At 64.7% G+C, this 26,248-nt stretch carries 27 protein-coding genes; 23 read left to right on the forward strand and 4 right to left on the reverse strand.

Annotated elements, in window-relative coordinates; translation table 11 throughout:
• The first annotated feature begins 48 nt into the window (after positions 1 to 48).
• Positions 49 to 930: a DnaJ C-terminal domain-containing protein gene (locus JR065_RS03225; RefSeq protein ID WP_206232050.1), complete on the forward strand. Its 882-nt coding sequence runs from the start codon at positions 49 to 51 to the stop codon at positions 928 to 930.
• Positions 931 to 1,233: 303 nt separating this feature from the next.
• On the opposite strand, the gene pilH is transcribed toward JR065_RS03225, so the two are convergent.
• Together pilH and JR065_RS03235 are read right to left on the reverse strand one after the other, a co-directional pair.
• Positions 1,234 to 1,617, reverse strand: a complete 384-nt coding sequence (pilH, locus tag JR065_RS03230; RefSeq protein WP_206232052.1) for a twitching motility response regulator PilH — start codon at positions 1,615 to 1,617, stop codon at positions 1,234 to 1,236.
• An 81-nt stretch (positions 1,618 to 1,698) separates the two neighbouring features.
• The gene (locus tag JR065_RS03235; RefSeq protein WP_206232054.1) at positions 1,699 to 2,703 is read right to left on the reverse strand and encodes an acryloyl-CoA reductase; all 1,005 of its coding nucleotides are present in this window, start codon (positions 2,701 to 2,703) and stop codon (positions 1,699 to 1,701) included.
• A gap of 141 nt (positions 2,704 to 2,844) precedes the next feature.
• Here JR065_RS03235 and hflK point away from each other — a divergent pair, with 141 nt between their 5' ends.
• The 21 genes from hflK to JR065_RS03340 all read left to right on the forward strand — a co-directional run bounded on the left by hflK (position 2,845) and on the right by JR065_RS03340 (position 23,556).
• Positions 2,845 to 3,975 (forward strand): FtsH protease activity modulator HflK, encoded by a 1,131-nt coding sequence (gene hflK / locus JR065_RS03240; protein ID WP_206232056.1) that lies wholly within the window; start codon positions 2,845 to 2,847, stop codon positions 3,973 to 3,975.
• Positions 3,972 to 4,835 (forward strand): protease modulator HflC, encoded by an 864-nt coding sequence (gene hflC / locus JR065_RS03245; protein WP_206232058.1) that lies wholly within the window; start codon positions 3,972 to 3,974, stop codon positions 4,833 to 4,835. Before hflK ends, hflC begins: the two co-directional genes overlap by 4 nt.
• A gap of 456 nt (positions 4,836 to 5,291) precedes the next feature.
• Positions 5,292 to 5,477, forward strand: coding sequence for a DUF2065 family protein (locus tag JR065_RS03250; RefSeq protein ID WP_241093341.1), 186 nt, complete (start codon positions 5,292 to 5,294; stop codon positions 5,475 to 5,477).
• Between the two features lie 397 nt (positions 5,478 to 5,874).
• The gene (locus JR065_RS03255; RefSeq protein WP_206232062.1) at positions 5,875 to 7,167 is read left to right on the forward strand and encodes an adenylosuccinate synthase; all 1,293 of its coding nucleotides are present in this window, start codon (positions 5,875 to 5,877) and stop codon (positions 7,165 to 7,167) included.
• Between the two features lie 177 nt (positions 7,168 to 7,344).
• Positions 7,345 to 7,629 (forward strand): CopG family transcriptional regulator, encoded by a 285-nt coding sequence (locus JR065_RS03260; protein WP_206232064.1) that lies wholly within the window; start codon positions 7,345 to 7,347, stop codon positions 7,627 to 7,629.
• Positions 7,630 to 7,754: 125 nt separating this feature from the next.
• The gene (locus JR065_RS03265) at positions 7,755 to 8,453 is read left to right on the forward strand and encodes an Imm52 family immunity protein (protein WP_206232066.1); all 699 of its coding nucleotides are present in this window, start codon (positions 7,755 to 7,757) and stop codon (positions 8,451 to 8,453) included.
• Between the two features lie 156 nt (positions 8,454 to 8,609).
• Complete coding sequence (locus JR065_RS03270) at positions 8,610 to 9,848, forward strand: hypothetical protein (protein ID WP_206232069.1); 1,239 nt, start codon at positions 8,610 to 8,612, stop codon at positions 9,846 to 9,848.
• Between the two features lie 221 nt (positions 9,849 to 10,069).
• On the forward strand, positions 10,070 to 10,723 hold the full coding sequence (locus JR065_RS03275; protein ID WP_206232071.1) for a MarR family transcriptional regulator: 654 nt from the start codon (positions 10,070 to 10,072) through the stop codon (positions 10,721 to 10,723).
• Complete coding sequence (locus tag JR065_RS03280) at positions 10,707 to 11,120, forward strand: hypothetical protein (protein ID WP_206232073.1); 414 nt, start codon at positions 10,707 to 10,709, stop codon at positions 11,118 to 11,120. The genes JR065_RS03275 and JR065_RS03280 overlap by 17 nt, the downstream gene beginning before the upstream one ends.
• 67 nt (positions 11,121 to 11,187) lie before the next feature.
• Positions 11,188 to 11,451 carry a YlcI/YnfO family protein gene (locus tag JR065_RS03285; protein ID WP_039007274.1) on the forward strand — a complete coding sequence of 88 codons (264 nt, stop codon included), beginning with the start codon at positions 11,188 to 11,190 and terminating at the stop codon, positions 11,449 to 11,451.
• 6 nt (positions 11,452 to 11,457) lie between these two features.
• Positions 11,458 to 11,766 (forward strand): type II toxin-antitoxin system RelE/ParE family toxin, encoded by a 309-nt coding sequence (locus JR065_RS03290; RefSeq protein WP_206232075.1) that lies wholly within the window; start codon positions 11,458 to 11,460, stop codon positions 11,764 to 11,766.
• 60 nt (positions 11,767 to 11,826) lie between these two features.
• Positions 11,827 to 13,668, forward strand: coding sequence for a type I restriction-modification system subunit M (locus tag JR065_RS03295; RefSeq protein WP_206232077.1), 1,842 nt, complete (start codon positions 11,827 to 11,829; stop codon positions 13,666 to 13,668).
• A gap of 109 nt (positions 13,669 to 13,777) precedes the next feature.
• Positions 13,778 to 15,076 (forward strand): restriction endonuclease subunit S, encoded by a 1,299-nt coding sequence (locus JR065_RS03300; protein WP_206232078.1) that lies wholly within the window; start codon positions 13,778 to 13,780, stop codon positions 15,074 to 15,076.
• Entirely contained in the window at positions 15,073 to 15,987 is a 915-nt protein-coding gene (locus JR065_RS03305; protein WP_206232080.1) for a GIY-YIG nuclease family protein, read from the forward strand. Before JR065_RS03300 ends, JR065_RS03305 begins: the two co-directional genes overlap by 4 nt.
• Before the next feature lie 147 nt (positions 15,988 to 16,134).
• Positions 16,135 to 17,298: an ImmA/IrrE family metallo-endopeptidase gene (locus JR065_RS03310; RefSeq protein WP_206232082.1), complete on the forward strand. Its 1,164-nt coding sequence runs from the start codon at positions 16,135 to 16,137 to the stop codon at positions 17,296 to 17,298.
• On the forward strand, positions 17,298 to 17,819 hold the full coding sequence (locus JR065_RS03315; protein WP_206232085.1) for a DUF4411 family protein: 522 nt from the start codon (positions 17,298 to 17,300) through the stop codon (positions 17,817 to 17,819). The genes JR065_RS03310 and JR065_RS03315 overlap by 1 nt, the downstream gene beginning before the upstream one ends.
• A 32-nt stretch (positions 17,820 to 17,851) precedes the next feature.
• Positions 17,852 to 20,965 carry a type I restriction endonuclease subunit R gene (locus tag JR065_RS03320; RefSeq protein WP_206232087.1) on the forward strand — a complete coding sequence of 1,038 codons (3,114 nt, stop codon included), beginning with the start codon at positions 17,852 to 17,854 and terminating at the stop codon, positions 20,963 to 20,965.
• Between the two features lie 317 nt (positions 20,966 to 21,282).
• Entirely contained in the window at positions 21,283 to 21,597 is a 315-nt protein-coding gene (locus tag JR065_RS03325; RefSeq protein ID WP_206232089.1) for an XAC0095 family protein, read from the forward strand.
• Between the two features lies 1 nt (position 21,598).
• A complete protein-coding gene (locus tag JR065_RS03330) occupies positions 21,599 to 21,814 on the forward strand; it encodes a hypothetical protein (RefSeq protein WP_206232091.1) in 216 nt (71 codons plus the stop codon).
• A gap of 162 nt (positions 21,815 to 21,976) precedes the next feature.
• Positions 21,977 to 23,182 carry a hypothetical protein gene (locus JR065_RS03335; RefSeq protein WP_206232093.1) on the forward strand — a complete coding sequence of 402 codons (1,206 nt, stop codon included), beginning with the start codon at positions 21,977 to 21,979 and terminating at the stop codon, positions 23,180 to 23,182.
• A 164-nt stretch (positions 23,183 to 23,346) separates the two neighbouring features.
• Positions 23,347 to 23,556 (forward strand): hypothetical protein, encoded by a 210-nt coding sequence (locus tag JR065_RS03340; RefSeq protein WP_206232095.1) that lies wholly within the window; start codon positions 23,347 to 23,349, stop codon positions 23,554 to 23,556.
• A gap of 224 nt (positions 23,557 to 23,780) precedes the next feature.
• Here JR065_RS03340 and JR065_RS03345 read toward each other — a convergent pair whose 3' ends face one another.
• On the reverse strand, positions 23,781 to 24,548 hold the full coding sequence (locus tag JR065_RS03345) for a LytR/AlgR family response regulator transcription factor (RefSeq protein WP_206232096.1): 768 nt from the start codon (positions 24,546 to 24,548) through the stop codon (positions 23,781 to 23,783).
• Entirely contained in the window at positions 24,545 to 25,648 is a 1,104-nt protein-coding gene (locus tag JR065_RS03350) for a sensor histidine kinase (protein ID WP_206232098.1), read from the reverse strand. Before JR065_RS03350 ends, JR065_RS03345 begins: the two co-directional genes overlap by 4 nt.
• Before the next feature lie 208 nt (positions 25,649 to 25,856).
• On the opposite strand from JR065_RS03350, the gene JR065_RS03355 reads away from it, so the two are divergent.
• On the forward strand, positions 25,857 to 26,240 hold the full coding sequence (locus tag JR065_RS03355; protein WP_206232100.1) for a hypothetical protein: 384 nt from the start codon (positions 25,857 to 25,859) through the stop codon (positions 26,238 to 26,240).
• Positions 26,241 to 26,248: the final 8 nt, after the last annotated feature.

Genomic DNA, 26,248 nt, shown 5'->3' on the forward strand with positions numbered 1-26,248 from the left:
CCGGCCCGTTGCCGCAAGGCGGCGGGCCGACTCTTTTTGAGGTGATGGATGGAATTCAAGGATTACTACGCGACCCTGGGCGTGGAGCCCAGCGCGGGCGAGGCGGAGATCAAGACCGCGTACCGCCGGCTGGCGCGCAAATACCATCCCGACGTCAGCAAGGAAGCCGGCGCCGAGGACAGGTTCAAGGCCATCAACGAAGCCTACGAGGCGCTGCGCGACCCGTCCAAGCGCGCCGCCTACGACCAGCTGCGCGCGCAGGGCTACCGCCCCGGCGAGGAGTTCCACGCCCCGCCCAACTACGGCGGCGCGCAGGGCTACGACTTCGAGGAAGTGTTCGGCAACGGCGGCGCCGGCGGCGGCTTCAGCGATTTCTTCGAGAGCCTGTTCGCGCGCCAGCAGCGCGCGCGGCAGGGCGGCGGGCCGGGCCCGGGCGCGGCGCCGCGCGGCGATACCCGCGCCAAGCTGGCGGTGCCGCTGGAGACCGTCTACAGCGGCGACAGCGTGCGCATCACCATCAACGGCAAGCAACTGGACGTGCGCGTGCCCAAGGGCGTGCGCCCCGGGCAGGTGATCCGGCTGAGCGGGCAGGGCAACGGCGGCAGCAACCTGCTGCTGGAGATCGAATACGCCGCGCACCCGCAGTTCGAGGTGGACGGACGCAACATCCTGTACACGCTGCAGGTGATGCCGTGGCAGGCGGCGCTGGGCACCAGCATCAGCGTGCCGACGCTGGGCGGCGAGGTCGAGCTGAAGATCCCGCCGGACTCGGACGCCGGGCGCAAGCTGCGCCTGCGCGGCCGCGGCCTGCCCGGCACCCCGGCCGGCGACCAGATCGTGGAACTGGAAGTGCTGGCGCCGGCCCCGGAGACCGAGGCGCAGCGCAAGGCGTATCGGGGGTTGGCCAAGGCGTTTGGTGGGGCGGTGTGATTGGAGGCCGGGACCAGGGACCAGGGACCGGGGACCCGGGGGATGGTCGCGAGTGCGCCGCATTTTTGCTTTCTGTAGGACGGGCTTCAGCCCCGACACCTTACCGGTGACGCGTCGGGGCTGAAGCCCCTCCTACAGAAAAAAGCGATCGACTGGAGTTGCAAAAAGGGCCGCTTTTTCTAAAAAAAGCGGCCCTTTTGTATCAAAGTACTTGACGGCAAATATTGCTCGGACACCATCTTGCGGTCCCCGGTCCCCGGTCCCCGGTCCCCGGTCCCCGGTCCCCGGTCCCCGGTCCCCGCTTCACACCTTCGGCGCTTCCTCGCCGCTGAACACCCGCTCGATGACCTCGGACAGTTCGTCCTCGGAGAACGGCTTGGTGATGTAGGCGCGCGCGCCCTGGCGCATGCCCCACATGCGGTCGGTGTCCTGGTCTTTGGTGGTGACCAGGATCACCGGGATGTTCTGCGTGCTCGGCTCGCGGCGCAGGGTGCGGGTGGCCTGGAAGCCGTTGAGGTTGGGCATCACCACGTCCATCAGCACCAGGTCCGGCAGCGCCGCCTTGGCCGCTTCCACGCCGGCGGCGCCGTCGGTGGCGGTGATCGTTTCGTGGCCCAGCTTCTCGACGATGCGCTGGATGCCCAGCAGCTGCGACGGCGAGTCGTCGACGATCAGGATGCGCGCCATGTTTCCCCCTTGGTTGCCCGGAGTGTAGTGGCAGCGGCGCGTGCTCGGAAAGCGCCCCGCGTCACAGTCCCCCGGCGGCGTCTACGCCGCCGTGTCCAGGCGCACCACGGTGCGCCCGAACGACTGCCCGGCGAGCATCGTCGCGAACACCTCCGGCAGTCCGTCCAGGCCCACCTCGCGGGTGCAGATCGCCTCCAGGTGGCGCGGCTTCCAGTCGCTGCCCAGGCGCTGCCAGATCAGGTCGCGCAGGTCGCGGGCGGTGCCGGCCGAGCCGATGCCCAGCAGCGACACCCCGCGCAGGATGAACGGCATCACCGTCATGTCCAGCTCCGGGGTGGCGGCCAGGCCGGCGCTGGCCACGTTGCCGTACGGGGCGGTCTGCGCCAGCAGGCTGGTCAGCATCGCCCCGCCGACGTTGTCCAGGCCGCCGCCGAAACGCACCGACTCCAGCGGCCGCCGGGTCTGCAGCGCGTCGCGGCCCAGCACCTGGCTGGCGCCCAGCGCCTTCAGGTGCTCGGCGCGGTCGGCCTTGCCGCTGACCGCGTGCACCTCGAAGCCGGCGCGGCTGAAGATGTCGATCGCCAGCGAGCCGACCCCGCCGGTGGCGCCGGTCACGCACAGCGGGCCGTGCGCCGGGGTCTGCCGGTTGTCGAGCAGGCGCAGCAGCGCCAGCGCCGCGGTGAAGCCGGCAGTGCCCAGCACCATGCTCTCGCGCAGGCTCAGCCCGGCCGGCAGCGGCACCACCCACTTCGCCTCCAGCCGCGCATAGGCGCCGTAGCCGCCGTCGCAGGTCTCGCTGAGGCCGCAGCCGGTGACCAGCACCGCGTCGCCCTCCTTGAACGCCGGGTCGCTCGAGGCCACCACGTGCCCGGCCACGTCGATGCCGCCCACCAGCGGGAAGCGGCGCAGGATCTTGCCCTGGCCGGTGCCGGCCAGCGCGTCCTTGAAGTTCACCGACGACCACGCCCCGCGGACCACCACCTCGCCGGGACTGAGCTGGTCCAGCGACACCGGCTCCACGCCGCTGCGGTAGCCTGCATCGTCCTGGTGGATGCGGAAAACGGGGAACTGGGCGGGGGTCGGCATGGCAAAACCTTGGTCGCTGCGAAGGAATGCACCAAGATAGCCCTTTCGAAACGTCGGATCTGCCCCATCTTGTAGAATCGGCGACTCACTTTCGGTGACCGGCGCGGGCGACCGCGGCCCCACCTTCTTATCGGAGCATGCATGGCCTGGAACACACCCGGCGGCAAGGGCACAGACGGCCCGGACAATAGCGGGCGCAATCCCTGGAAGCCCCGCGGCGGCAATGGCGGCGGCTGGGGCGGCCTGCCGGGCCCGCTGAAGGACCTGTTCAACGGCGACGGCAACATCGGCCGCTGGATCGCGGTGGCGGTGGTGCTGCTGCTGCTGTTCAGCAGCTTCCAGCTGATCGGCGAACAGCAGCGCGGCGTGGTGCTGCGCTTCGGCCAGTTCTCGCGCATCCTGCAGCCCGGCCCCAACTTCAAGCTGCCGTGGCCGATCGAATCGGTGCGCAAGGTCAACGCCACCGAGATCAAGACCTTCAGCAACCAGGTGCCGGTGCTGACCCGCGACGAGAACATCGTCAGCGTCTCGCTCAACGTGCAGTACCGCATCGACGACCCGCGCACCTACGTGTTCGGCTCGCGCAACGCCGACCAGGTGCTGGAGCAGGCCGCGCAGAGCGCGGTGCGCGAGCAGGTCGGCCGCGCCGACCTCAACGTGGTGCTGAACAACCGCGGGCCGATGGCCACCGCCGCCAAGGAGCGGCTGCAGGCCTCGCTCACCGCCTACCGCACCGGCCTGACCGTCACCGGCCTGACCCTGCCCGACGCGCGTCCGCCGGAAGAGGTCAAGCCGGCCTTCGACGAAGTCAACGGCGCCCAGCAGGTCAAGGAACGGCTGATCAACGAAGCCCAGGCCTATGCCGCCAAGGTAGTGCCGGAAGCCCGCGGCCAGGCCGCGCGCACCCGCACCGTGGCCGAGGGCTACAAGGAAGCGTCCATCGCCCGCGCGCAGGGCGACGCCGAACGCTTCAGCCTGCTGCAGCAGCAGTACCAGAACGCGCCGGAGGTCACCCGCAAGCGGCTGTGGCTGGAGACCGTGCAGTCGGTGCTGGCCGACAACCGCAAGGTGATCGGTGGCGACGGCCGCCAGCTGATCTACGTGCCGATGCCGGCCGACGGCAGCAAGGGCGCCGCCGCATCCCCCACCGGAAGCGGGCTGCCCACGCTGCCGCAGGACGTGGTGATGCCGCAGCTGTCCAGCTCGCCCGAGAACATCCGCAATTCGGAGCGCGCGCCGCGACCGACCGGCCGTGAGGAGGTGCAACCATGAAGAATTCCCTGTGGATAGGCGTGCTGGTGATCGCGCTGTTCGCGCTGTTCGGCTCGGTGTACGTGGTGCGCGAGGACCAGACCGCGATGGTGCTCAACCTGGGCCGCGTGGTCCGCGCCGACATCAAGCCGGGCCTGCACTTCAAGGTGCCGCTGGTGGAGTCGGTGCGGGTGTTCGACCGCCGCTTCCAGGTGCTGGACACCGCGCCGGCGCGCTACTTCACCGCCGAGCAGAAGGACGTGAGCGTCGACTTCTTCGCCATCGGCTACATCTCCGACGTGCGCGCGTTCTACCGCGCCACCGGCGGCGACGAGAAGGTGGCCAATGCGCGCCTGGCGCCGATCATCACCGACTCGCTGCGCAACCAGATCAACGCGCGCACCCTGCAGCAGCTGGTGTCCGGCGACCGCAGCGAACTGATCGCCAACCAGCTGGTGGCGATCAACGCCGCCAGCAAGACCCTGGGCATGCAGATCACCGACCTGCGCATCAAGCAGATCGACCTGCCGACCGACAGCCAGGTGATCACCGACGTGTACGAGCGCATGCGCGCCCAGCGCAAGCAGGAAGCCAGCAAGCTGCGCGCCGAGGGCGAGGAGCAGGCGCTGACCATCCGCGCCCAGGCCGACCGCGAGAGCACCGTGCTGGTGGCCGAGGCCGAGCGCGACGCGCAGCGCTTGCGCGGCCAGGGCGATGCCGAGGCCGCGTCGATCTACGGCAAGGCCGGCTCGGCCGACCCGTCGTTCTACGCGTTCTACCGCAGCCTGGAGGCCTATCGCGGCGCGATGGCCGACGGCAACAGCGTGATCGTGCTGGACAAGGACGATCCGTTCTTGCAGTACTTGAAGAGTGATCGTTGAGGGAGCCGGGACCAGGGACCGGGGACCGGGGACCCGGAAAAGCCGGCGCCCTATAGGCGCTGGCTAATCGGGCGAAGGTGAGGTTGACGTTGCTGCCCGAGTTTTGCCGGTATCCAGGATGGCTGGGCTTCTTTGCTGGGGCCGTGCCATCCCGCCGGTAGTGCCGGGTCGTGATGCCTGCATTTCGAAGCCTGCGCGCTGCAGCGCTTCGTGAGCGGCGGTCCACAGACCAGAGCTGCCGGAGTCCGCTCCTGCCGGGCTCGCGATGCCATCAGCTGCATGTAGGAGGGGCTTTAGCCCCGACCCCGCCGCAACGGACCCCGCCGCCTTGCCGCTGCATCTGCAGCAGCCGGCGGTCGCAATCGCAATGACCCATGCGTACGCTGCGCACCCGCGGCGTACGCGACCGCCGGTGCGCTGCGGCGACGCCTTCCCAACGCCTTCGTGGAGACATCGATGCGGGATCTGTTTGCGGCCTTGTGCCTGATCGCGGTGCTGGAAGGGCTGGTGCTGCTGGTGGCGCCCGATGCCTGGCGGCGCATGGCCGTGCAGCTGCTGTCGCTGCCCACCCGCCAGGTGCGCGTGTTCGGCGCGGTGACGCTGGTGCTGGGGTTGCTGGCGTTGTGGATCGTCAGGCATTGAGGCCGGGCTGGGGACCAGGGACCAGGGACCGGGGACCGGGGACCCGGAAGAGCAGAAGCGCGGCTGACGCGACCAGCGATGTCCGCGCGCATGTTCCTGTAGGAGGGACTTCAGTCCCGACGAGGCATTCCCGAGGCGCGGCCGCGGCGCGCAAGCACCGCGCCTGAACGCGGCGCCCGTGGGGGTGGTGACCATCACCCAAAACCCGGATAATGCACAAAAGCCGGCCGGGCCCGCTCCATGCGAGCGCTCCGACCGGCTTTTTCCGTGTAAGGGCCTGTCGCCGCCTGGACGCTCCCCGATGGAGCGGCCGCGCCGGCGCCGGCATCCGCCCGTGCATGGCCACCAATCCGTGCGGCCCCGATGGCCGCGCGCACAAACCAGGAGTTACCCAGCCATGGGTCAGTCAGTAGTCGTGCTCGGTGCCCAGTGGGGCGATGAAGGCAAGGGCAAGATCGTCGACCTGCTCACCGAGGAAATCGGTGCGGTCGTCCGCTTCCAGGGCGGCCACAACGCCGGCCATACCCTGGTCATCAACGGCAAGAAGACCGTCCTGCACCTGATCCCGTCGGGCATCCTGCGCGAAGGCGCGCTGTGCCTGATCGGCAACGGCGTGGTCATCAGCCCCGCCGCGCTGCAGAAGGAAATCGGCGAGCTGGAAGGCAACGGCGTGGAAGTGCGCTCGCGGCTGAAGATCTCCCCGGCCGCGCCGCTGATCATGCCGTACCACATCGCCCTGGACCAGGCCCGCGAAAAGGCCGCCGGCGGCAAGGCCATCGGCACCACCGGCCGCGGCATCGGCCCGGCGTACGAGGACAAGGTGGCGCGCCGCGGCATCCGCATCGCCGACCTGCACTACCCCGACCAGCTGGCCGAATTGCTGCGCACCGCGCTGGACTACCACAACTTCGTGCTGACCAAGTACCTGGGCGTGGAAGCGGTCGACTTCCAGAAGACCTACGACGAAGCGCTGGCCTTCGGCGAATACGTGCAGCCGATGAAGTCCGACGTGGCCGGCATCCTGCACGAGCTGCGCAAGCAGGGGAAACGCGTGCTGTTCGAAGGCGCCCAGGGCGCGCTGCTGGACATCGACCACGGCACCTACCCGTACGTGACCAGCTCCAACACCACCGTCGGCGGCGCGCTGGCCGGCACCGGCGTGGGCGCCCCGGACATCGACTACGTGCTGGGCATCGCCAAGGCCTATGCCACCCGCGTCGGCGGCGGCCCGTTCCCGACCGAGCTGGACGACGAAGTGGGCCAGGGCATCCGCGACCGCGGCCAGGAATACGGCGCCTCCACCGGCCGCCCGCGCCGCTGCGGCTGGATCGACATCGTCGCGCTCAAGCGCGCCGTGGCCATCAACGGCATCTCCGGCCTGTGCATCACCAAGCTCGACGTGCTCGACGGCATGGAGAAGCTGAAGATGTGTATCGCCTACGAATACCGCGGCAAGCGCACCGAATACGCCCCGCTGGACGCGCAGGGCTGGGAAGAGTGCACCCCGGTATACCTGGAATTCCCGGGCTGGACCGAGAACACCCACGGCATCACCGTGTGGGAAGAGCTGCCGCCGGCCGCACGCGCCTACCTGCGCGCGCTGGAAGAACTGGCCGGCTGCCCGCTGGCGATCGTCTCCACCGGCCCGGACCGCGACCACACCATGGTGTTGCAGGATCCGTTCGCGTAAGCAGGCCGCCTGCGCCTCGATCCTTCTCCTGCGCGCGGGAGGAGCCGGGGCCGAAGGCGAGCTTCGAAAGGCCTCCGCAAGGGGGCCTTTCTTGTATCTGCGTGGTGGGTTGTCGATACGGATTCTGTGGCACAGAAGTACTACATTTGTCCGGGACCCAATGTGCATGGAGGATTCATGAGCACCACCACCATCCGCCTGCCCGAGGAACTCAAGGCACGGGTTGCCGCAGCGGCGAAGCGGCAGGGCATCACGCCGCATAATTTCATTGTGGAAGCGATTGCCGAGAAAGCCGACCTGGCCGAGCGTCGCGCCGACTTCGACGCCGTGGCGGAGCAGCGCTACGCCGACATCGTCGCGTCCGGGAAGGCTATCGCGTGGAGCGATATGCGCGACTACCTGGAAAAGCGCATGGCGGGACAACCTGCCAAGCGCCCCTCGGCTCGGAAGCTGGCCAGATAGAGCGCCGATATCGAACTGGTGCCGAGCGGGCAGGGAAGTAGGGATTCCAGCCGCATCGGCCAGATTGGCCCCTTACATCCTTGGGCGTTTTCCATGAACATCACATGGTATGCCGATTCCCTTCCATGAAGCTTACGGCTGAGCAGGCTTATGAAGAGGCTGCTGGTTGGGTTGAGCGGTTGGCGAGCACTCATGAGGATTTTTGCGACTGGTGGGCCGTGCCCGCGGGACCTAAGGATCCTTTTGTCTCGTTCTCTGACCGGCAAGCCATCGTGTCCCGCATCCAGGCAGATGACCAAATGGACCAGGAATTTCCTGGGGCTCCCTCACAAGGAAGCAATGGGGTTCTTCTAACCAACGCAGGAAGCGAAAAGGAATGGGCCAAGCGCGGGAAAGTCTCCCTGTCCATCACGCCAAGCGCCGGGGACGTTCGCCTAGGAGTGAGTGGGATAGAGAAGCTCTACTCTCCCCCAGTGGATGTTGTTTGGGCGTTGTTGAAGGCATTGGTGTCGGATACGCGAACGAGGTTCGCACAAACCAACATCAAGCAGCGCGTCATCAACGAATTGCTTCTCTACAGCGTGGACCGCGCACCCTTTCCCCACCGCGAGTTCCTCGGCTGGATGGGCTACGTGCCTCAGGCGCTGACGACCGAGCAGGTGCCAAACGCGGCCAAGCTGGAGCGCCAGGGAAAGGGCACGCTGATTCTCTCCACGCCGCTGCTGGATCTGTCCGATCCGGCCGCCATCGAGCAGGCCAACCAGGTGGAAATGAGCCTGGTCGATCTAGACTTGCTTCCCGTTACCGATCCATACCTGTCCTGACCTGATGTGATGGCGCTTCTTGTCGAGACAACGCCCTCGCTTCTGGCGTCAGCGGGATTTCGGTGGGACTAAGCCTGGGCTGCGGCTAAAGCTGTGGTAGCTTTCGCGCGCTGCACACAGTACGAACGATGGCAATCCAACAGGGGAGGATCGCCGATGCTCGCGGCGCTGTTCAACAACGTATTCAATCGCAAGCCAAGCCAGGATGCCTTCGCCAAGCTGCTTCTGGACGCGCTGCGCAAGCGGGGCTATCCGGACGAACTGGTCTACCAGCCGGACGAGTTCCGCTTTGCCGACCCGCGCGGGCGCATCATCAATCTGCACAACGCCTATCACGCCTACACCACGGCCGACCGCCGAGGGCGGGCCGAGGTGCTGCGCAGCTATGTCGCGGCATTCGCGGAAGGGCATGGCGAAGAAGACGTGTCCAAGACCTTCGAGCAGGTGCGGCCGATGTTGATGCCCGTGCTGCGCCATCGCGGCATGCTGGAGGAATTGCGCCTGGCCCATGTGCGCGAGCACGGCTGGGAGGTTCCCTTTGGCGCCGTCTGGCGCGAACTGGCCGAGGACTGCGTCGAACTGCTGGCGATCGACCGCCCCGATTCCACCTTGACCCTGACCCACGGGCCGAAGGAAGCGTGGGGCATCACGCTCGAGGAAGGCTTGGCCATCGCGCACGGCAACCTGCGCGACGCCACGCCGGACCGCTTCGTGGAGGTTGCGGCCGGCATCTTCCGGGGCGCCTGGCAGGACGGGTACGACACCAGCCGCGCCTTGCTGCCCGACGTGCTACAGCGCGTCCCGGTGAAGGGGCGGCCGGTGTTCATGATGCCCACGCGCGATTGCCTGCTGGTGGTGGGCGACCGCGACGAAACGGCGATGGCCGGCATGCTGGAATTGAGCCTGGAAGCGGTCGCAAATGGCCGGTGCATCTCCTCGCTGGCATTCGCCTACGACGACGATCGCCGGATCGTCCCGTTCGCGCTGCCGCAGCCCGAGCACAGGCGCCGCCAGGCCGACCTGCGCCGTCTGCTGGATGCCTCCGCCTATTCCGCGCAGAAGGAATTCCTGGAAAAGATTCACGAGGCCAACCAAGACGACATCTTCGTCGCCTCCTACCGTGTGTTCGAGGAGAACGACGGCAGCGGCCGGCAGTTCTCGGTGGCCACGTGGACCCAGGGCGTAGAGGCCTCCTTGCCCAGGGCCGAGCGCATCGCGTTCGTTGCGCTGAAAGGCGAAGCGGACGCGGATGCGGACGTCGTGTTCGCGGACTGGCACAAGGTTGTGGCAGTGGTGGCCGAGCTCATGGAGCAGGAGCCCGATTTCTATCCGCCGCGCTTCCGGGTGTGTGGCTTTCCCAGTGAGGCGCAGCTCAGGCAGCTGATGCCGGTCTAGACAGCGCACAGCCATATCGCCAGCGGCCGCCCGAGGGCAAACAGGCGAGGGCGGGCGCACCGAGAAGCGTGACGACGCAGCAAGCAAAAGCCCCTCTCCCCCCGGGAGAGGGGTTGGGGTGAGGGTCCGGCACAAGCGAAACCCAGGACGAAGCGAGATCGACGGTCGCGCGACCACCACCATCCTTGCAAATACCCAAATTGGGCAGTAACGTGCCCATTATGGGTACGAAGACCGCCGGCACCACCACCCCAAAGATCGCCACCCCCCAAGCGCCAGCAACGCGGCCATCAGGACTGGCGGACGCCCTGTTCACCCGCACCCAGCAACGCGTCCTGGCCCTGCTGTACGGCCAGCCGCAGCGCGACTTCGGTGTCAGCGAGCTGATTGCGGCCACCGGCGCCGGCTCCGGCGCGGTGCAGCGCGAACTGGCCAAGCTGGCCGACGCCGGCTTGCTCACGGTGCAGCGCACCGGCAACCAGAAGCGCTACCAAGCCAACCCGCACTCGCCCATCCATGATGAGTTGGTCAGCATCGTGCAGAAGACCGTCGGCCTTGCCGGCCCGCTCGGCGAGGCCTTGCAGCCCATCGCCGCGGACATCGTGGCCGCCTTCGTCTACGGCTCGGTGGCTAAGCGCAGCGATACTGCGCGTAGCGACATCGACCTAATGGTTATCTCCGACACGCTGGGCTATGCCGACCTGATGCGCGCGCTGGATGGCATGGAAGAGCGGCTGGGCCGCCCGGTCAATCCCACGTTGTACACGCGCGCCGACTACGCCAAGCGGCTGCGCGACGAAAATGCGTTCCTGCAGCGGGTGCTGCAGCAACCTAAGATCTGGTTGATTGGAGGAATGGATGACCTCGCCACTTGAGAACCTGTCCGGCCTGGGCAAGCAACTCACCGCCGAGCCGGCCGACCAGCGCGAGCTGGAAGGCTTGACCCGATCGGGCCTGGCACGATTGCACGATGCCAAGAACGCGTCCCTCGCGCTCGAAAGCCGCTTCGACCTGGCCTACAACGCCGCGCATGCGTTATGCCTGGCGGCGCTGCGCGCCAAGGGCTATCGCGCCAACAACCGCTACATCGTGTTCCAGGTGTTGCCGCACACCTTGGGCCTGGGGCCGGAGGTATGGCGGGTGCTGGACAAATGCCACCACCAGCGCAACGTCGCCGAGTACGAGGGCGAGCTAGATGTGAGCGAGCGGCTGGTGCTGGATTTGATCGCGGCGTGCGATGCGGTGCGGGCTGCGCTTGGGCTTACGCCATAGCAGCGAACTTGAAGTCACAACGGCCGCCTGACATCATGCGTTGCAATTGCAACGCATGAGGTGTCGCATGAAATCAGCATCCCTTCCTTCGCTCCGTGTCGATCCTGCGCTGCGCGAGGCCGCCGAGGCGGTGCTGCAAAAGGGCGAAACCCTGTCCAGCTTCGTCGAGCAGTCCGTGCGTGCCCAAGTGCAGCTGCGGCAACAGCAGGATGCGTTTGTCGCGCGTGGCCTGGCATCGCGCGATAGCGCCCGGCAGTCGGGCCGCTACATCGACGCGAAAGACGTGCTGGCTGGGCTGCAGTCCCAGTTGGATACGGCCCGAAAGGGCTAGGCCAACGTGGGATTCACCGTCCGCTTCACGGAGGAGGCGCGCGAAGACATCTCGCGCCTTTACGACTGGCTGCTGCAACGCGCACAGGGCGACTTCACCGTGGCCGAGCGTACGCTGCAGGCCATCCGAGATGGCATCACCGTGCTTGAACTTGCGCCGTTGAGCTGCCGCAAAGCAGGTCTGGGTGATCCATTTCTGCGCGAGTTGGTCATCGGCTTTGGCGCCAGCGGTTATGTGCTGCTGTTCGAGGTCGAGGACAGCCAATGCGTCACGGTAGTGGCGGTTCGGCATCAGCGCGAAGACGACTATCACTGATATCCCGGTGGCACCCGACTCGATTTACGGATGCGCCATTCTCCATCTGGAAAGATCACTTTGAATCACGCTTCCCTTTCCGCCTTCATCTGGTCTGTTGCCGACCTGCTGCGCGGTGATTACAAACCGCACGAGTATGGCAAGGTCATCCTGCCGTTCACCGTGCTGCGCCGTCTGGACTGCGTGCTCGCGCCAACCAAGGCTGCCGTGCTGAAAGAACTGGATGCCAAGTCCAAAGCTGGCCTGAATCCTGAGCCCTTCCTGCTGCGTAAGGCTGGGCAAAGCTTCTACAACACCTCGCCGCTGGACCTGACCAAGCTGCTGGGTGACCAGGACAACATCCGCCAGAACCTCTATACCTACGTGAAGGCGTTTTCGCCGGCGGCGCGCGATATCTTCGAGCGGTTTGAATTTTTTACCCAGGTCGACCGACTGACCAAGGCCAACCTGCTGTACCTGGTCACCGAGAAGTTCGCCAATATCGACCTGCACCCTGATGTGGTGGACAACGCCACCATGGGCTCGGTGTTCGAGGAGCTAATCCGCAAGTTCGCCGAAATCTCCAACGAGACCGCCGGCGAGCACTTCACCCCGCGCGAGGTCATCCGTCTGATGGTCGGCCTGCTATTCATCGAGGACGACGACGTGCTCTCGCCCGGTAATGCCGTGGTGCGCACCATCTACGACCCCACCGCCGGCACCGGCGGCATGCTGTCCATCGCCGGCGAATACCTGGCCGAACACAACCCGCAAGCGCGGCTCACCATGTACGGCCAGGAGCTCAACGACGAGTCCTATGCCATCTGCAAGGCCGACATGCTGATCAAGGGCCAGGACGTGGGCAATATCGTCGCTGGCAATACGCTCAGTGACGACGGTCACGCCGGGCAAAAATTCGACTACATGCTCTCCAATCCACCATTTGGCGTGGAGTGGAAGAAGGTGGAGAAGGCCGTACGTGCCGAGTACGAGACCAAGGGCTTCGACGGCCGCTTCGGCCCTGGCCTGCCGCGCGTGTCCGATGGCTCAATGCTGTTCCTGATGCACCTGCTAAGCAAGATGCGCCCGGCGCGCGACGGCGGCAGCCGTTTCGGCATCGTGCTCAATGGCTCCCCGCTGTTCACCGGTGGTGCGGGGAGTGGCGAAAGCGAGATCCGCCGCTATGTGCTGGAGAACGACCTGGTGGAGGCCATCGTCGGCCTGCCCACCGACATGTTCTACAACACCGGCATCGCCACCTATGTGTGGATCCTGTCCAACAAGAAGCCGGACGACCGCAAGGGCTGGGTGCAGCTGATCGATGCCGGCAGCTTCTGGCAGAAGATGCGCAAGAGCCTGGGCTCCAAGCGCAAGGAGATGGCGCAGGCCCATATCGACACCGTCACCCGCCTGTTTGGCGACTTTGCCGAGGCCGAGCTGGTCAGCGTGATCGACGCCGCCGGCAACGCGCTGGGCCAGCCGCAGCTGGTGACCAATACGCAGGCCGCGCCGCAGCCCCCGGAAGGCGGCCGCCTCAAGCGCGTGCCCATCGCGCGCATCTTCAAGAACGAGGACTTCGGCTACACCACGATCACCGTCGAGCGTCCGTTGAAGGACGAGGCCGGCAACGTGGTGCTGGGCATCAAGGGCAAACAGAAGGGCAAGCCGCAGCCGGACAGCGCCCTGCGCGATACCGAAAACGTGCCGCTGGACCAGTACATCGCCGAGTACTTTGCCCGCGAGGTGCTGCCGCATGCGCCAGATGCATGGATCGACGAGGCCAAGAGCAAGGTGGGTTACGAGATTCCCTTCAACCGTCACTTCTACGTGTTCGAGCCGCCGCGCAGCCTGCACGCCATCGACGAGGAACTGAAAGCGGTGACGGCCAGCATCATGAAGATGCTGGGGGAGCTGGCGGAATGAACGCGCCCGATGCTTGCTCCTCTTGTCGTCATCCCCGCGAAGGTGGGACGTGCTTTTCAACGGCCGAACGGTTGGTCATCCAGGGACGTCGCGCCTGGCGAGGCCAGTCATGAGCCTGCCGCGTTATCCGGAGTACAAGGACAGCGGTGTGGCGTGGCTGGGAGAGGTGCCGGCGCATTGGGGCGTTCGCCGTTTGAAGTTGAATCTCGCCCTCCTCACCGAGAAGGCGACGCGACGGGATTGGCCGGTCGCGTTGGAAAACATCGAAGGGTGGTCTGGCCGCTTCTTGCCTACGGAAGGCGAGTTCGAAGGGGATGGTGTTGCCTTTGACGCAGGAGATATCCTTTTCGGCAAGTTGCGTCCATACCTTGCGAAGGTCTTTCTAGCAGAGCGTGCGGGCGAAGCCGTCGGTGACTTCCACGTCCTTCGCCCCAAGCAAGGCATGGACGGCCGCTATGTTCAGTATCAGATGCTGAGTCAGAGTTTCATCGACGCGATTGATGGCTCGACGTTTGGATCAAAGATGCCGCGAGCGAGCTGGGAGACTCTCGGTCACATGCCACTGACAGTCCCGCCCGCCAGGGAGCAAACAGCCATCACGGCCTTCCTCGACCGCGAAACCGCCAAGATCGACGCGCTGATTACTGAGCAGGAAAAGCTCATCGCCCTGCTGGCCGAAAAGCGCCAGGCCACCATCTCCCACGCCGTCATCAAAGGGCTCGACCCCAATACGCCGATGAAGGACTCCGGTGTGCCGTGGCTGGGCGAAGTGCCCGCGCATTGGCGCATGCTCCGCGTAAAAGCTGTCAGTCAGTTCACAACCAGTGGGCCGCGTGGGTGGTCTGAGCGCATTACCGAGGACGGTAGCCTGTTCATCCAAAGCGGCGACCTCAACAACACGTTAGGCATCGATTTTGAAGCTGCAAAGCGTGTGAGTGTCGCTGATGATGCGGAGGCGGCTCGCACTCGTCTCATTGATGGAGACGTGGTGGTTTGCATTACCGGCGCCAAGACAGGAAACGTCGCTGTATGCGCTCAGCTTCGTGAGCCGGCGTATGTGAATCAGCACCTTTGCCTCATTCGTCCGACAGAGGATGTCCTTCCGCTCTTCTTGGCCTCTACGTTGAAGAGCAATTTCGGCCAGACGCAGTTCGAACTTTCGCAGTACGGCCTCAAACAAGGGCTTAGCCTGGAAAACATTCGGGAACTTTGGATTGCGGTTCCTCCGCGTCACGAACAAACCGAAATCATCGGATTTCTCAGCGCGGAAACCATCATGCTTGAAGAACTCAAAGCCCAGTCCGAACATGCCATCGCCCTGCTCAAAGAACGCCGCAGCGCCCTGATCGCCGCCGCCGTCACCGGCAAGATCGACGTAAGCTGCCAAGTTGAGAACATCGCCATATGAACAGTCATCCACAGACCATCCAGATCTTTCTCCCCTCCGGGGATCCGCAGGGCGTGCGTGTTGCCGAGATCACCACGCGCATTGTGCGGATGATCGAAGTGCCGCGCAGCCTCATGGCCGAATTTTTGGCGATGCCGGAGTCTGAGCAGGTGGGCGTGTATTTCCTCTTTGGCGAGGATGAGACGAGTGGACGCGAGCAGGCTTATATCGGACAGAGCGGACTGCTGAGGCAACGGTTGTCCGAGCACAACACAAAAAAGGATTTCTGGAGCCGTGCAGTAGTAGCGGTGTCGTTGACCCAGAGCCTGACCAACACGCATGCAATTTACCTTGAGTGGTGTTCCATCCAGCAAGCCCAAGAGGCCGGGCGTTATCAATTGCACAACGGGACCGGTGGTGGACGACCGCACACGCCTGCGCCGATGGAAGCGGATTGCCGCGAGATCCACCAGACATTCCGAGTGCTGCTGGCGACGATGGGCTACCCGATCTTCGAGCCACTGCGAAAACTACAGGCCTCTGCCGCAGTTCAGAAGCCTCGCTATCACTGTCGTGGTCCGGAGACCGAAGGCCTTGGCGAGTACACCACCGAGGGCATGGTGGTCCTGAAGGGCTCTACTGGACGCTTTGAAACGGTCGCATCAGTCCCTGATCGGTTGCTCGCGACGCGTAAGGAGTTGCTGGAGCAGGGGGTGCTATCCGTTCAGGGGGCGCAGATCCGGTTTGAGGTCGACCACCTGTTCCGGTCGCCCAGTGCTGCATCGGGATTGCTGCTGGGTCGCTCGTCCAATGGCTGGGACGATTGGAAAGATGCTTCCGGCCGTTCCTTAGATGCGATTGAGCGACAGGCAGTGCAGGATGGTGTGGGTACTGTGAGCGGCCGCCATTCGGGCGAAGTAGTTGTTGGGTGACTGGAGCGGTGAATCAGGAGGGGGGCAAGACGGCGCAGATGAGCCATCCATGTTCTAGGCTGGCTTTAACATAGGCCACTTTGATTTTCTTGGGCAATACTGGCGATCACATGGAGCCGCCCGCGGCGTCTTGGTTAAACTCTTCAAATGATACGAGTTGATGTCCAACCTGAATTGTTGCGCTGGGCGCGGGACCGCGCGGGTCTGGATGCGCGGGCGTTGACAGTGCGGTTCCCAAAGTTGCCGGAGTGGGAGGCAGGTGATCTGCAGCCCACGCTGCGGCAGCTTGAAAGCTATGCGCGTGCGACGCACGCGCCCGTGGGCTACTTCTTCCTGCCTAGGCCGCCCGAGGAACCGCTTCCCATTCCGGACTTTCGTACCATCGGGGATCGTGCCGTTGCCCGGCCGAGCGCCGACCTGCTGGACACGCTCTATGCCTGCCAAGCTCGACAGGCCTGGTATCGCGATGAGGCGCTAGTCACGGGCCAGTGGCCGTTACCGTTCATCGGAAGCATGGACCTTTCTATTACGCCAGAACGTGCCGCCGAGCAGTTGCGGCTGACGCTGGGGTTCAGCGTGCAGGCGCGACGGGAATGTCCCGGCTGGACCGAGGCATTGCGCTTGTTCATTGCCCAGGCCGACGCGCTTGGCGTGCTGGTGATGGTCAGCGGCGTGGTGGGCAGTAACAACACGCGTATTCTGGATCCTGAGGAATTTCGCGGGTTTGCGTTGACGGACGCGCTGGCGCCGCTGGTGTTTATCAATGGAGCGGATAGCAAGTCCGCGCAGATGTTCACGCTGGCACACGAACTGGCGCATCTGTGGCTTGGGCAATCGGCGTTGAGCGATGCCGGCGTCGAGGGAGCCGGCCGGCCGCAACATGGCGCTGACGTTGAACGCTGGTGCAACCAGGTTGCCGCCGAGTTGCTGGTGCCTTTGCCCGTGTTTGTTGCGGCCCTGCGTGATGGCGAGCTGTTGGAAGAAGCGCTGCGCAGGCTCGCGCGGGAGTTCAAGGTCAGCACGCTGGTGGTGCTGCGCAGGATGCTGGATGCCGGCAGGCTAAGCCGCGATGCCTTCTGGCAGGCATTTCGTGCCGAGCAGGCTCGATTAGCGGCGATCCAGACAACAAGCAGTGGTGGTGGCGATTTTTATCGCACGACAACCGCGCGGGTGGGCAAGCGTTTTGCCCGTTCCCTGGTGGAGAGCACGCTCGAAGGCCGTACGCTGTATCGCGACGCCTTCCAGATGCTGGGAATCGCGAAGACAGGAACATTCAACGAGCTTGGCCGCTCACTGGGACTGCCGACCTGATGGCTTATCTGCTGGATGCAAATGTCTTTATCCAGGCCAAGAACCTGCAATACGGGTTCGATTTCTGCCCGGCGTTCTGGGATTGGCTGGTGATGAAGCATGCGGCCGGGAATGTTTTCAGCATTCGCCAGGTTGGCGAAGAGCTACAGACCGGTGAGGACGATCTGGCCGTGTGGGCGCACGCGCGCGGCGATGCATTCTTCCTTCCGCCTGACAATGCGGTGTTGGCTGCTGCTGCGCGGGTCAGCGCATGGGCTGCTAGCCAGCAATACGAGCCGGTCGCGGTGAACACCTTTCTGCAGGTCGCCGATTACTGGCTGGTGGCGTTCGCGTTGGCGGCAGGCCACGCCGTGGTGACGCATGAAGTGCCAGCCAATTCAACAAGGAAGATCAAGATTCCCAACGTCTGTGTAGGGCTTGGCGTGCGCTTCTTGACGCCATACCAGATGCTTCGACAGGAACGCGCGCGATTCGTGCTGGGGCCTCCCGCGCTTCCGGCGACGCCGGCACCATTGATTTAAATAAGCAGCAAAGAATGCCAACAGGGGATCGGATGAATCTGCACCAGGAACACCACTTCGAGCGAGAGATCTGCGCGCACCTTGCGGCCAGCGGCTGGCTGCACGAGGAGGGCGATGCGGACTTGTTCGACCGGGCGAGCGGCTTGTTCCTGCCCGATCTGCTGGCATGGATCGAGGCGACGCAACCAGACAGCTTGCAGCGCCTGGTCAAGACGCACGGCCCCGCAACGTCGCAGGTGCTGGCCGAGCGCCTGCGTAAGAACCTCAACGAGCGCGGCACGCTGGACGTGGTGCGCCGCGGCGTGGAGATGCTTGGCCTGCGCGAGCCGCTGGAGTTGGCGCAGTTCAAGCCGGCGTTGGCGATCAACCCGGACATCCAGGCCAGGTATGCGGCAAACCGGTTGCGTGTGGTGCGGCAGGTCCGCCATTCGCCTAACAATCCCGGTGACGAGCTGGATCTGGTGCTGTTCCTCAACGGTATCCCGGTGGCCACCGCCGAGCTGAAGAGTGACTTCACCCAGGGCGTAGACGACGCGGTGGACCAATACCGCTTCGACCGCCATCCGCATCCAAAAGGTGGCGTGCTTGAGCCGTTGCTGGGATTCCCTGGAGGGGCGCTGGTCCACTTTGCGGTTAGCCAGTCCGAAGTGATGATGACAACGCGGCTGGCCGGGACTGACACGGTCTTCCTGCCGTTCAATCGTGGCAACGACGGTGGTGCGGGCAACGCGCCAAACCCCGATGGCTATGCTACGGCCTATCTGTGGGAGGGGGTCTGGGCTCGCGAAAGCTGGCTGGACATCCTGCATCGTTATTTGATTGGCAAGCGCGACGACAAGAAGCAGCTGGCCAGCGTCATTTTTCCCCGCTATCACCAGCTGGATGCGACACGACAACTGGTCGCCGATGTGCTTGCTAATGGCGCGGGTGGGCGCTATCTGATCCAGCATTCGGCCGGTTCGGGCAAAACAAACTCCATCGCCTGGACCGCGCACTTCCTGGCGGATCTGCACGACAAACTCCACACCAAGCTGTTCGACAGCGTACTGGTGGTGAGCGATCGCACGGTGTTAGACGCGCAGCTGAAAGAGGCCTTGTTTGACTTCCAGCGTACCACTGGCGTGGTGGCCAGCATTACCAACGAATCCGGCAGCAAGAGCGCGCTGCTGAGCCAGGCATTGAAGGACGGCAAGAAAATCATTGTCTGCACCATCCAGACCTTCCCCTTTGCACTGCAGGCCGTGCAGGAGCTTGCGGCGACCGAGGGCAAGCGTTTCGCAGTGATCGCCGACGAGGCGCACAGCTCGCAGACCGGCGAGGCCGCGGTCAAGCTCAAGCAGGTGCTTTCCTCAGAGGAGTGGGCGCAACTGCAGGATGGTGGGGAAGTCGATACCGAAGCGCTGCTCGCCGCGCAGATGGAAGCACGTGCGAGCGTGAAAGGCCTGACGTACGTGGCTTTCACCGCCACACCCAAGGCCAAGACATTGGAGCTGTTTGGCCGCAAAGGTGAAGACGGACTGCCAAAGCCCTTCCATGTCTACTCGATGCGGCAGGCAATCGAGGAGAAGTTCATCCTCGATGTGCTGAAGAACTACACCACCTATAACCTGGCCTTCAAGCTTGCACACAATGGGCAAGAGTACGACCAGCTCCAAGTAGAGCGAAGTTCGGCGTTGAAAGGGATCATGCAGTGGGTGCGCTTGCATCCCTACAACATCGCCAGCAAGGTGCAGGTAGTGGTAGAGCACTTCCGCGAGAACGTGCAGCCGTTGCTTGGCGGGAAAGCCAAGGCGATGGTCGTGGTCGGCAGTCGCAAGGAGGCAGTGCGCTGGCAGAAGGCCATCCGCGGCTATATTGAGCGGCAGCACTATGCATTGGGCGTGCTAGTGGCGTTCTCGGGTGAGGTCAATGACCCGGATAGCTTCCCCGATGCAGTCGCCGAATCGAATCAACTGTTGAACCCCGGGCTGCGTGGGCGTGACATTCGCGAGGTCTTTAAGGAGCCGGATTATCACCTGCTCCTAGTGGCCAACAAGTTCCAGACGGGCTTCGACCAGCCGCTGCTGTGCGGCATGTACGTGGACAAGATGCTTGGCGGGATCCAGGCGGTGCAGACGCTGTCGCGGCTCAATCGTTCCTATCCTGGAAAGGACACGACGTACGTGCTCGACTTCGTCAACGATCCTGCCGAGATCCTGAGGGCCTTCAAAACCTATTACAAGACCGCGGAGCTTGCGTCGGTCACTGATCCGAATCAGGTGTACGACCTGCGTGCGAAGCTGGATGCAGCAGGTTACTACGATAGCTTTGAGGTCGAGCGCGTAGCGCGTGTTGAACTGGATTTTGCGGGTACGCAGAAGCAGCTGGATGCTGCCATTGCGCCTGTGGCCGATCGCCTGCTGAAGCGATACAAGGCTTTGCAGCAAGAGAAGATCGAATCCGAAGCCCGGGATGACCAGAAGAAAGCGAAGGCCGCCAAGGATCAGCTGGACGCTTTGATCCTGTTCAAGAACGACATGGGTGTCTATATGCGTCTTTACGCATTCCTTGGCCAGATCTTCAACTATGGCAATACCGACATCGAAAAACGCTTTCTGTTCTTCCGGCGCCTGATTCCGTTGCTCGAATTTGGACGGCAGCGCGATACAGTGGACCTTTCCAAGGTCATCCTCACACACCACACGTTGAAGGGCCGCGGCAAGCAACCGATGGGCCTCAATCAGGACGGCAGTTACAAGCTGGCACCGATGGATGCGGTGGGCAGTGGATCAGTACAGGAGAAGCAACAGGCCTACCTGGTGGAAATCATCGAGAAGGTGAATGGTCTTTTCCAAGGTGAGCTGACCGATGATGACCAATTGGTCTACGTTAATGGCGTCATCAAGGGAAAGCTTCTGGAGAACGACACGCTGGTGCAACAGGCGAGCAGCAACAGCAAGGAGCAGTTCGCCAACTCGCCCGACCTGAAAGACGCGCTGATGCACGCCATCATGGATGCATTCGAAGCACACCAGACGATGAGCACGCAGGCGTTGGACTCTGAGCGCGTTCGCGATGGGTTGAAGGACATCCTTCTCGGTCCGGCTCAGCTGTATGAGGCGCTGCGAGCGCGATCGCTGTCTGGAGAGCCGCCCCGACTCCCGTAAGTGGTTAGATGGTTGGCTCACGTTGGCTATTTACTAATTGCTTTCAAACACCTTGACGCGTCGCGCTGTCAGTAGCAAAATTACTAAACGGAGCCTAGAAACTCCGCTAACAGCGGTACCCACCTCCGACAAACTGGTGGGTTTTTTGTGTCTGCATGCTTCGCAGGTGCAACCGACGCGACGTTCTGCGTCGGGAGGGCGGTGAATACAACACCCGCAAGGGGAATAAGCCCGCCGGCTGTTAGCGGTTTCTAGCCTCCCGACTTCCCGTCCGCCATTGGCGGCGGATGGCCACTTCATGGAACGAGGAGGCGACGATGTCGGACTACAGCGTGGACGATCTTGAAATGCCGGGCTACTTCCTGCCCGAGGAGAGCCAGTTCCGGCTGGCGAGGCTGGCCAACCAGCTCAATTTCCTGGCGCGACTGGCGCGGCCGCGTACCCCGGCCGAAGAGCAGGCGGCTACGCCGGAGATACGCATGGGCGAGCTGGCGTTTTGCATGGAACTGCTCGCCGAACAGGTGAACCTGGTGCTGCGCGAGGTGTCGTGGCCGGCGCGCCGTCAGTCGCCTTACTCGAGCCAGGATCATGGCGCCGATACTGTGGCCGGGGTGGCGAGGGGGAGGAAGTGAGATGGCCACTTCATCCTTCGCCTTCGGCATTGCCTTGGACCAGGCGGACACGCTGGACCGCCTGGTGCGGACGATCGCCGCCCATGGCGACGTGATTGCCGCGGGTAGTGTTTCTCATCTGGATCAGCGAACCTTGCCCGCGCTTGGCGAGGCGATCTATGACGCGGCGCAGGCGGTGCGCGGCATCCTCGATGAGGTGGCCAAGCAGAAGCTTTGAGCGGCGCGGCGCAGTAGCGGGCTTGGCCCAGCTGCTCCGGATGGCATGCCGATCCGGCTGTATGCCGTGCGGTTACAGAGAAGTGTCTGCCTCCGTGGAGCGGCGCTTGAGTATGCTTGGCCCCTGCCAGGAAACAGTGCGGCCAAGCGCCAAGGAACCACGATGCAGCAGAGCGAGGAGGCCGCCCCAGGTGGCGGTGGAGTAGGCGGGCGGGCGATGCAGCACGACGCGCCCGCCATGCCGCTGTGGCGCATGTTGCGCCAGACGTTCGGGGTGGACCTGAAATGGTGGGTGCCATGCTGGGGTGGCGGCATGGTGCTGGCGCACTTCCTGCGCGTCGGTTACGTGCCGTCGTTGTCGCTGGGCGATCTTGGTGTGGTGCTGAGCGCGGTGGCATTGCTCGGCGGGATTGCGTTGCTTGGCTTCCTGGCGGTGCTTGCGTTGCCCGCATGCGTGATCGGGTTCCTGGTCGGTCAGCATCTGCTGATCGTCCCGTTGAGGCCGAGACAGGACGATGCGCCGCGTAAGAGCTTGAAGTCTTACTACCGCCGCGCGCAGCTCGCACTTGGCCGTCGGAAGGAACGCGTCTTCGGCAGTCTTTGGCTGTTCGCAGGAGCGGCGCTCCTCAGCGCTGGGTACTACGCCATGATGCTTGCCTTGGCGCACTGGAAGTTCGGCCGTCTGGCGACTTACGGTGTGATTGCCGGCTTCAGTGTGGGCGCCTTTGCCTTGATGGTGCTGCTGGTGCTTTCGGATGTAGATCGCGTACGGCGATTTTGGCCGGTCTTGCGCAAGCGTCGTGGCACCTTTTCGTTGATGCTGTTGATGTACTTAGTGTTCTGGCCGCTTGCTGCTTTTGCGGTCGGCTATGTGGCACCTCCAATCGGGCGTCTGGATTGGTTCTATCTGGCACTTGCAGCCTTTATGGTCGTCTTTATGCATTGGGTCTTGTATGCGACGCATCGGGCGGAGTTGTCCAAGCGCCTGCGCGTTATCGGACCCGCGATGTTCATGGCCGTTGCATACAGTGGCGCGCTGCTGGGGACAGTGGATATCACCGCGCGCAAGCTCGGCATCGGCATGCTGCCGGGCGTGCAGCTGCAGTTGACGGAGCAGGGCTGCCAGATCGTCAAGGCGGCTTGGCCGGCGGCGCAGTGCGAACCGGCGCAGCCCGCGTCGAACGTGTACGTGTTGCGCTCGGTGGACGTGTTGACGCGGTTGGGTTCGGATTTCTACGTGGCGCCGCCTGGCGGGCTCGGCGACGAGCACGCCCCGCGCTTCCTGATCCCGGCGAGCCAGGTGCTAAGTTGGAGCCGGGTGGAGATCTCCAAGAAGAATGCCGTTGCGGCTGCGCAACCGGGCAAATGAGTGGGATAGCTGCCGCGCCGCGTAGGCGCTGAGGAACGTGTGTCAGCGAGCCCCGCCTGAGCTTGCAATGCCCGCATCGTACGCCTTCTTCGTCATGACACCCGGCAGCAGTCCTCTTCACGCCTTGCGTCGTAGGCTCGGGCCGTCCATGAGGAGATACCGATATGAGCAAGCGCGACGACAACAAGCAAGGTGACACGGTGGATACCGACAAGGCGTCCGGCGGTTCGCCAGCAGATCCTCGCCAGACGCCGCCGCAGTCCGATCCGAAGGCCGGCATCGGGCGCGAGGTGGGCGATCTGGAGGATCCGGATGCGGTGGACGAAGACGGCGCGCTGCCGGGACGGGCGGGCGGTGGCCTGGCCGGTGGTTGAGTTGCTTGGCCGCGCCGATCGCCTGTAGCCGGGTGAGGGCGCGGTCGTCCATCGAAGCAATGCGGTGCCGCTGCCGGTAACAACGGCAGCGGTGACGGACAGGGATGGGTCGTGCAGTCACTCCGACGCCGACCGCTCCACCATGCGCCGCCACATCGCGCATCTGCGTCGGCCGGGGCCGGTTGGCCGACGTCTGCCTTCCGTCTGCCTTCCGCCGCGCTTCGTCAGTCGCCAGTCCCGTTGGTGACCAACCGCAGGAACACCTCGTGCTGGTACCGGCTCATGCGCAGCTGCTGGCCGGTGTCCATGGTGACCACGTGGTGGCCGTTGAACCAGGGGTGGATGGCCTTCACGCGGCGCACGTTGATGATGGCCGAGCGGTGCACGCGGGCGAAGTGGCGCGGGTCCAGGCGCGCGGCGACGGCGGCCATGGTCTCGCGCAGTTCGTGGGTGGCGCCGGCCAGGTGGATCTGCACGGTGTTGCGGTTGGCCTTGATCCAGACGATGTCGTCCACGTCGACGAACACCACGTGTTCGTCCACGCGCACGGCGATGCGCTGCAGGTAGGCGTCGCGCTGGCGCAGCGCGTCCAGCGCCTGCAGGATCTGCGCGGGACTGTTGCCGGCGCCGCCCACCCGCGTCCTGGCGCGCTGCAGGGTGGCGGCGAAGCGTTCGCGGCTGAACGGCTTGACCAGGTAGTCCACGGCGTTGGCTTCGAAGGCGCGCACGGCGTACTGCTCGTAGGCGGTGACGAACACGGTGGCGGGCATGCGTTCGGCGCCGATCTGCGCGACCACGTCCATGCCGGTCATTTCCGGCATCTGGATGTCCAGGAACACCAGGTCCGGGGAGTGCTCGCGGATCGCGGCCACTGCGGCGGCGCCGTCGCCGCATTCGCCCAGCAGTTCGATGTCGGCCTGTTCGCGCAGCAGGCGCACGATGGCGTGGCGCGCGATCGGTTCGTCGTCGATGACCAGCGCGGTCAGGCTCATGCGGGCACGTGCTCCGGCGCGCCTTCGGCATCTTCCAGTTCGCGGAACGGCAGGCGCACGCGGCACACCACGCCCTGCGGCCAGGTGATGTCCAGGCGGATCTGCGCGTCATCGCCGTACAGTTCCTTCAGCCGCAGCCGGGTGTTGGACAGGCCGATGCCGTGGCCGGCGGGTTCGCTACTGGTGTCCAGGGTGCTGTTGCGGTTGCGCACTTCGATCCAGATGTGGCCGTCCTCGCGGCGGCTCTCGATCTCTACGCGGTCGGCGCCGGCGTGGCGGCCGATGCCGTGCTGGATGGCGTTCTCCACGATCGGCTGCAGCATCAGGCTGGGCACGGCGCAGTCCAGCGTGGCCGGGTCGATGTACAGGCGCGTGCTCAGGCGGTCGCCGAAGCGCTTGCGCTGGATGCCCAGGTACAGGTCGAGCAGGGTGAGCTCGTGGCGCAGGGTGATCTCTTCGCCATCGAATTCCTCCAGCAGCGCGCGCAGCAGTTCGCTCAGGCGCAGCAGCATGTCCTCGGCCGAGGCGGTGTCCTCGTCTAGCAGGGTCACGATGGCGTGCAGCGTGTTGAACAGGAAATGCGGCTGCAGCTGGGTCTTGAGCGCCTGCAGCCGCGATTGCGCCAGTTGCGTGGCCAGGCGCCCGGCCTCCAGTTCGCGGCGGTCGCTCTCGCTGCGGTAGTGCAGCGCCTGCTGGATGGCCAGCAGGCCCCAGTAGGTGAGCAGGCCGATGGCGAAGTGCTTGCTGAGGAACTGCCAGAGCTGCTCGGAGAAGTCGCCCTTGGAGACGAACGCGCCGGCGATCATCGCCAGCAGGGTGACGCCGCCGCTGGCGAGCAGTTGCGGGCCCAGCGAACGCAGCCGCAGCGGCGGGCGGATCGGGTAGCGCTCGCCCAGGCGGAACACCAGCGGCGCCAGCGCGGCCCAGGTGTACCACTGGATCATCGACCAGCGCATGTATTCGGTCAGCGCCCAGCGGTGGCTGCCGCTGTTGACCATGTCGTACAGGTAGCCCTGCACGGTGAAGGCGACGACCACCGCCGTCCACAAGCTCAGGTATCGGGTCAGGCCGATTTCCGTGGAACCCAGGCGGATGTTCATGGGGCGGCGCTCGGACGGGATGCGCCGATGCTAAGCGCCGCCGCGCGCGCTGAGAAGCGCTGTGGCCGATGGCTACGATTGGTCACGGCCGCGCGACGATTCGTCCCGGATCGCTTTGCGGCAGGCGGGGGGTGCGCGCCAGATGTGCGCAACGGTCCCGCGGCGGCATGCGTGCGGGGCGGTTCCCTTTCTGCCGGAGATCGTCGCCATGCGCTTGTTCCGTACCGTAGTGCTCGCCAGTTCGCTGTTCGTTGTGGCCGCCGCCGCCCAGGCGCAGGACGAGGGCCGGCTGCACTATCTGCAGCTGGTCAACCGAGCGCACGACAGCGTGACCTCGCTGGCGGTGGCCCACGCCGGCAGCGGCGCGTTCCGCGCCATCGCCGCCGACCCGCTGCGCGGCGGCGGCGACTCGGCCACGGTCGGCATCGCCGGCGCGGGCTGCCGCTACGACCTGCGCTTCGGCTTCAGCGACGGCCGCACGCTGGTCTACAAGGACCTGGACGTGTGCCGGAACGTCCTGGTGCGCATCCGCCCGCTGCCGCGCAAGGCGGCCGGCACGCCGATGCAGTTCGTGGCGTCGATGGGGCGCTAGCTGTGATC

It is taken from the genome of Xanthomonas sp., from assembly GCF_017163755.1.
GTDB lineage: Bacteria > Pseudomonadota > Gammaproteobacteria > Xanthomonadales > Xanthomonadaceae > Xanthomonas_A.

Coding starts and splice junctions, on each gene's coding strand:
- JR065_RS03225 (WP_206232050.1), top strand. CDS start 49: ATGGAATTCAAGGATTACTACGCGACCCTGGGCGTGGAGCCCAGCGCG.
- pilH (WP_206232052.1), bottom strand. CDS start 1,617: ATGGCGCGCATCCTGATCGTCGACGACTCGCCGTCGCAGCTGCTGGGC.
- JR065_RS03235 (WP_206232054.1), bottom strand. CDS start 2,703: ATGCCGACCCCCGCCCAGTTCCCCGTTTTCCGCATCCACCAGGACGAT.
- hflK (WP_206232056.1), top strand. CDS start 2,845: ATGGCCTGGAACACACCCGGCGGCAAGGGCACAGACGGCCCGGACAAT.
- hflC (WP_206232058.1), top strand. CDS start 3,972: ATGAAGAATTCCCTGTGGATAGGCGTGCTGGTGATCGCGCTGTTCGCG.
- JR065_RS03250 (WP_241093341.1), top strand. CDS start 5,292: ATGCGGGATCTGTTTGCGGCCTTGTGCCTGATCGCGGTGCTGGAAGGG.
- JR065_RS03255 (WP_206232062.1), top strand. CDS start 5,875: ATGGGTCAGTCAGTAGTCGTGCTCGGTGCCCAGTGGGGCGATGAAGGC.
- JR065_RS03260 (WP_206232064.1), top strand. CDS start 7,345: ATGAGCACCACCACCATCCGCCTGCCCGAGGAACTCAAGGCACGGGTT.
- JR065_RS03265 (WP_206232066.1), top strand. CDS start 7,755: ATGAAGCTTACGGCTGAGCAGGCTTATGAAGAGGCTGCTGGTTGGGTT.
- JR065_RS03270 (WP_206232069.1), top strand. CDS start 8,610: ATGCTCGCGGCGCTGTTCAACAACGTATTCAATCGCAAGCCAAGCCAG.
- JR065_RS03275 (WP_206232071.1), top strand. CDS start 10,070: ATGGGTACGAAGACCGCCGGCACCACCACCCCAAAGATCGCCACCCCC.
- JR065_RS03280 (WP_206232073.1), top strand. CDS start 10,707: ATGACCTCGCCACTTGAGAACCTGTCCGGCCTGGGCAAGCAACTCACC.
- JR065_RS03285 (WP_039007274.1), top strand. CDS start 11,188: ATGAAATCAGCATCCCTTCCTTCGCTCCGTGTCGATCCTGCGCTGCGC.
- JR065_RS03300 (WP_206232078.1), top strand. CDS start 13,778: ATGAGCCTGCCGCGTTATCCGGAGTACAAGGACAGCGGTGTGGCGTGG.
- JR065_RS03305 (WP_206232080.1), top strand. CDS start 15,073: ATGAACAGTCATCCACAGACCATCCAGATCTTTCTCCCCTCCGGGGAT.
- JR065_RS03310 (WP_206232082.1), top strand. CDS start 16,135: ATGATACGAGTTGATGTCCAACCTGAATTGTTGCGCTGGGCGCGGGAC.
- JR065_RS03315 (WP_206232085.1), top strand. CDS start 17,298: ATGGCTTATCTGCTGGATGCAAATGTCTTTATCCAGGCCAAGAACCTG.
- JR065_RS03320 (WP_206232087.1), top strand. CDS start 17,852: ATGAATCTGCACCAGGAACACCACTTCGAGCGAGAGATCTGCGCGCAC.
- JR065_RS03325 (WP_206232089.1), top strand. CDS start 21,283: ATGTCGGACTACAGCGTGGACGATCTTGAAATGCCGGGCTACTTCCTG.
- JR065_RS03330 (WP_206232091.1), top strand. CDS start 21,599: ATGGCCACTTCATCCTTCGCCTTCGGCATTGCCTTGGACCAGGCGGAC.
- JR065_RS03335 (WP_206232093.1), top strand. CDS start 21,977: ATGCAGCAGAGCGAGGAGGCCGCCCCAGGTGGCGGTGGAGTAGGCGGG.
- JR065_RS03340 (WP_206232095.1), top strand. CDS start 23,347: ATGAGCAAGCGCGACGACAACAAGCAAGGTGACACGGTGGATACCGAC.
- JR065_RS03345 (WP_206232096.1), bottom strand. CDS start 24,548: ATGAGCCTGACCGCGCTGGTCATCGACGACGAACCGATCGCGCGCCAC.
- JR065_RS03350 (WP_206232098.1), bottom strand. CDS start 25,648: ATGAACATCCGCCTGGGTTCCACGGAAATCGGCCTGACCCGATACCTG.
- JR065_RS03355 (WP_206232100.1), top strand. CDS start 25,857: ATGCGCTTGTTCCGTACCGTAGTGCTCGCCAGTTCGCTGTTCGTTGTG.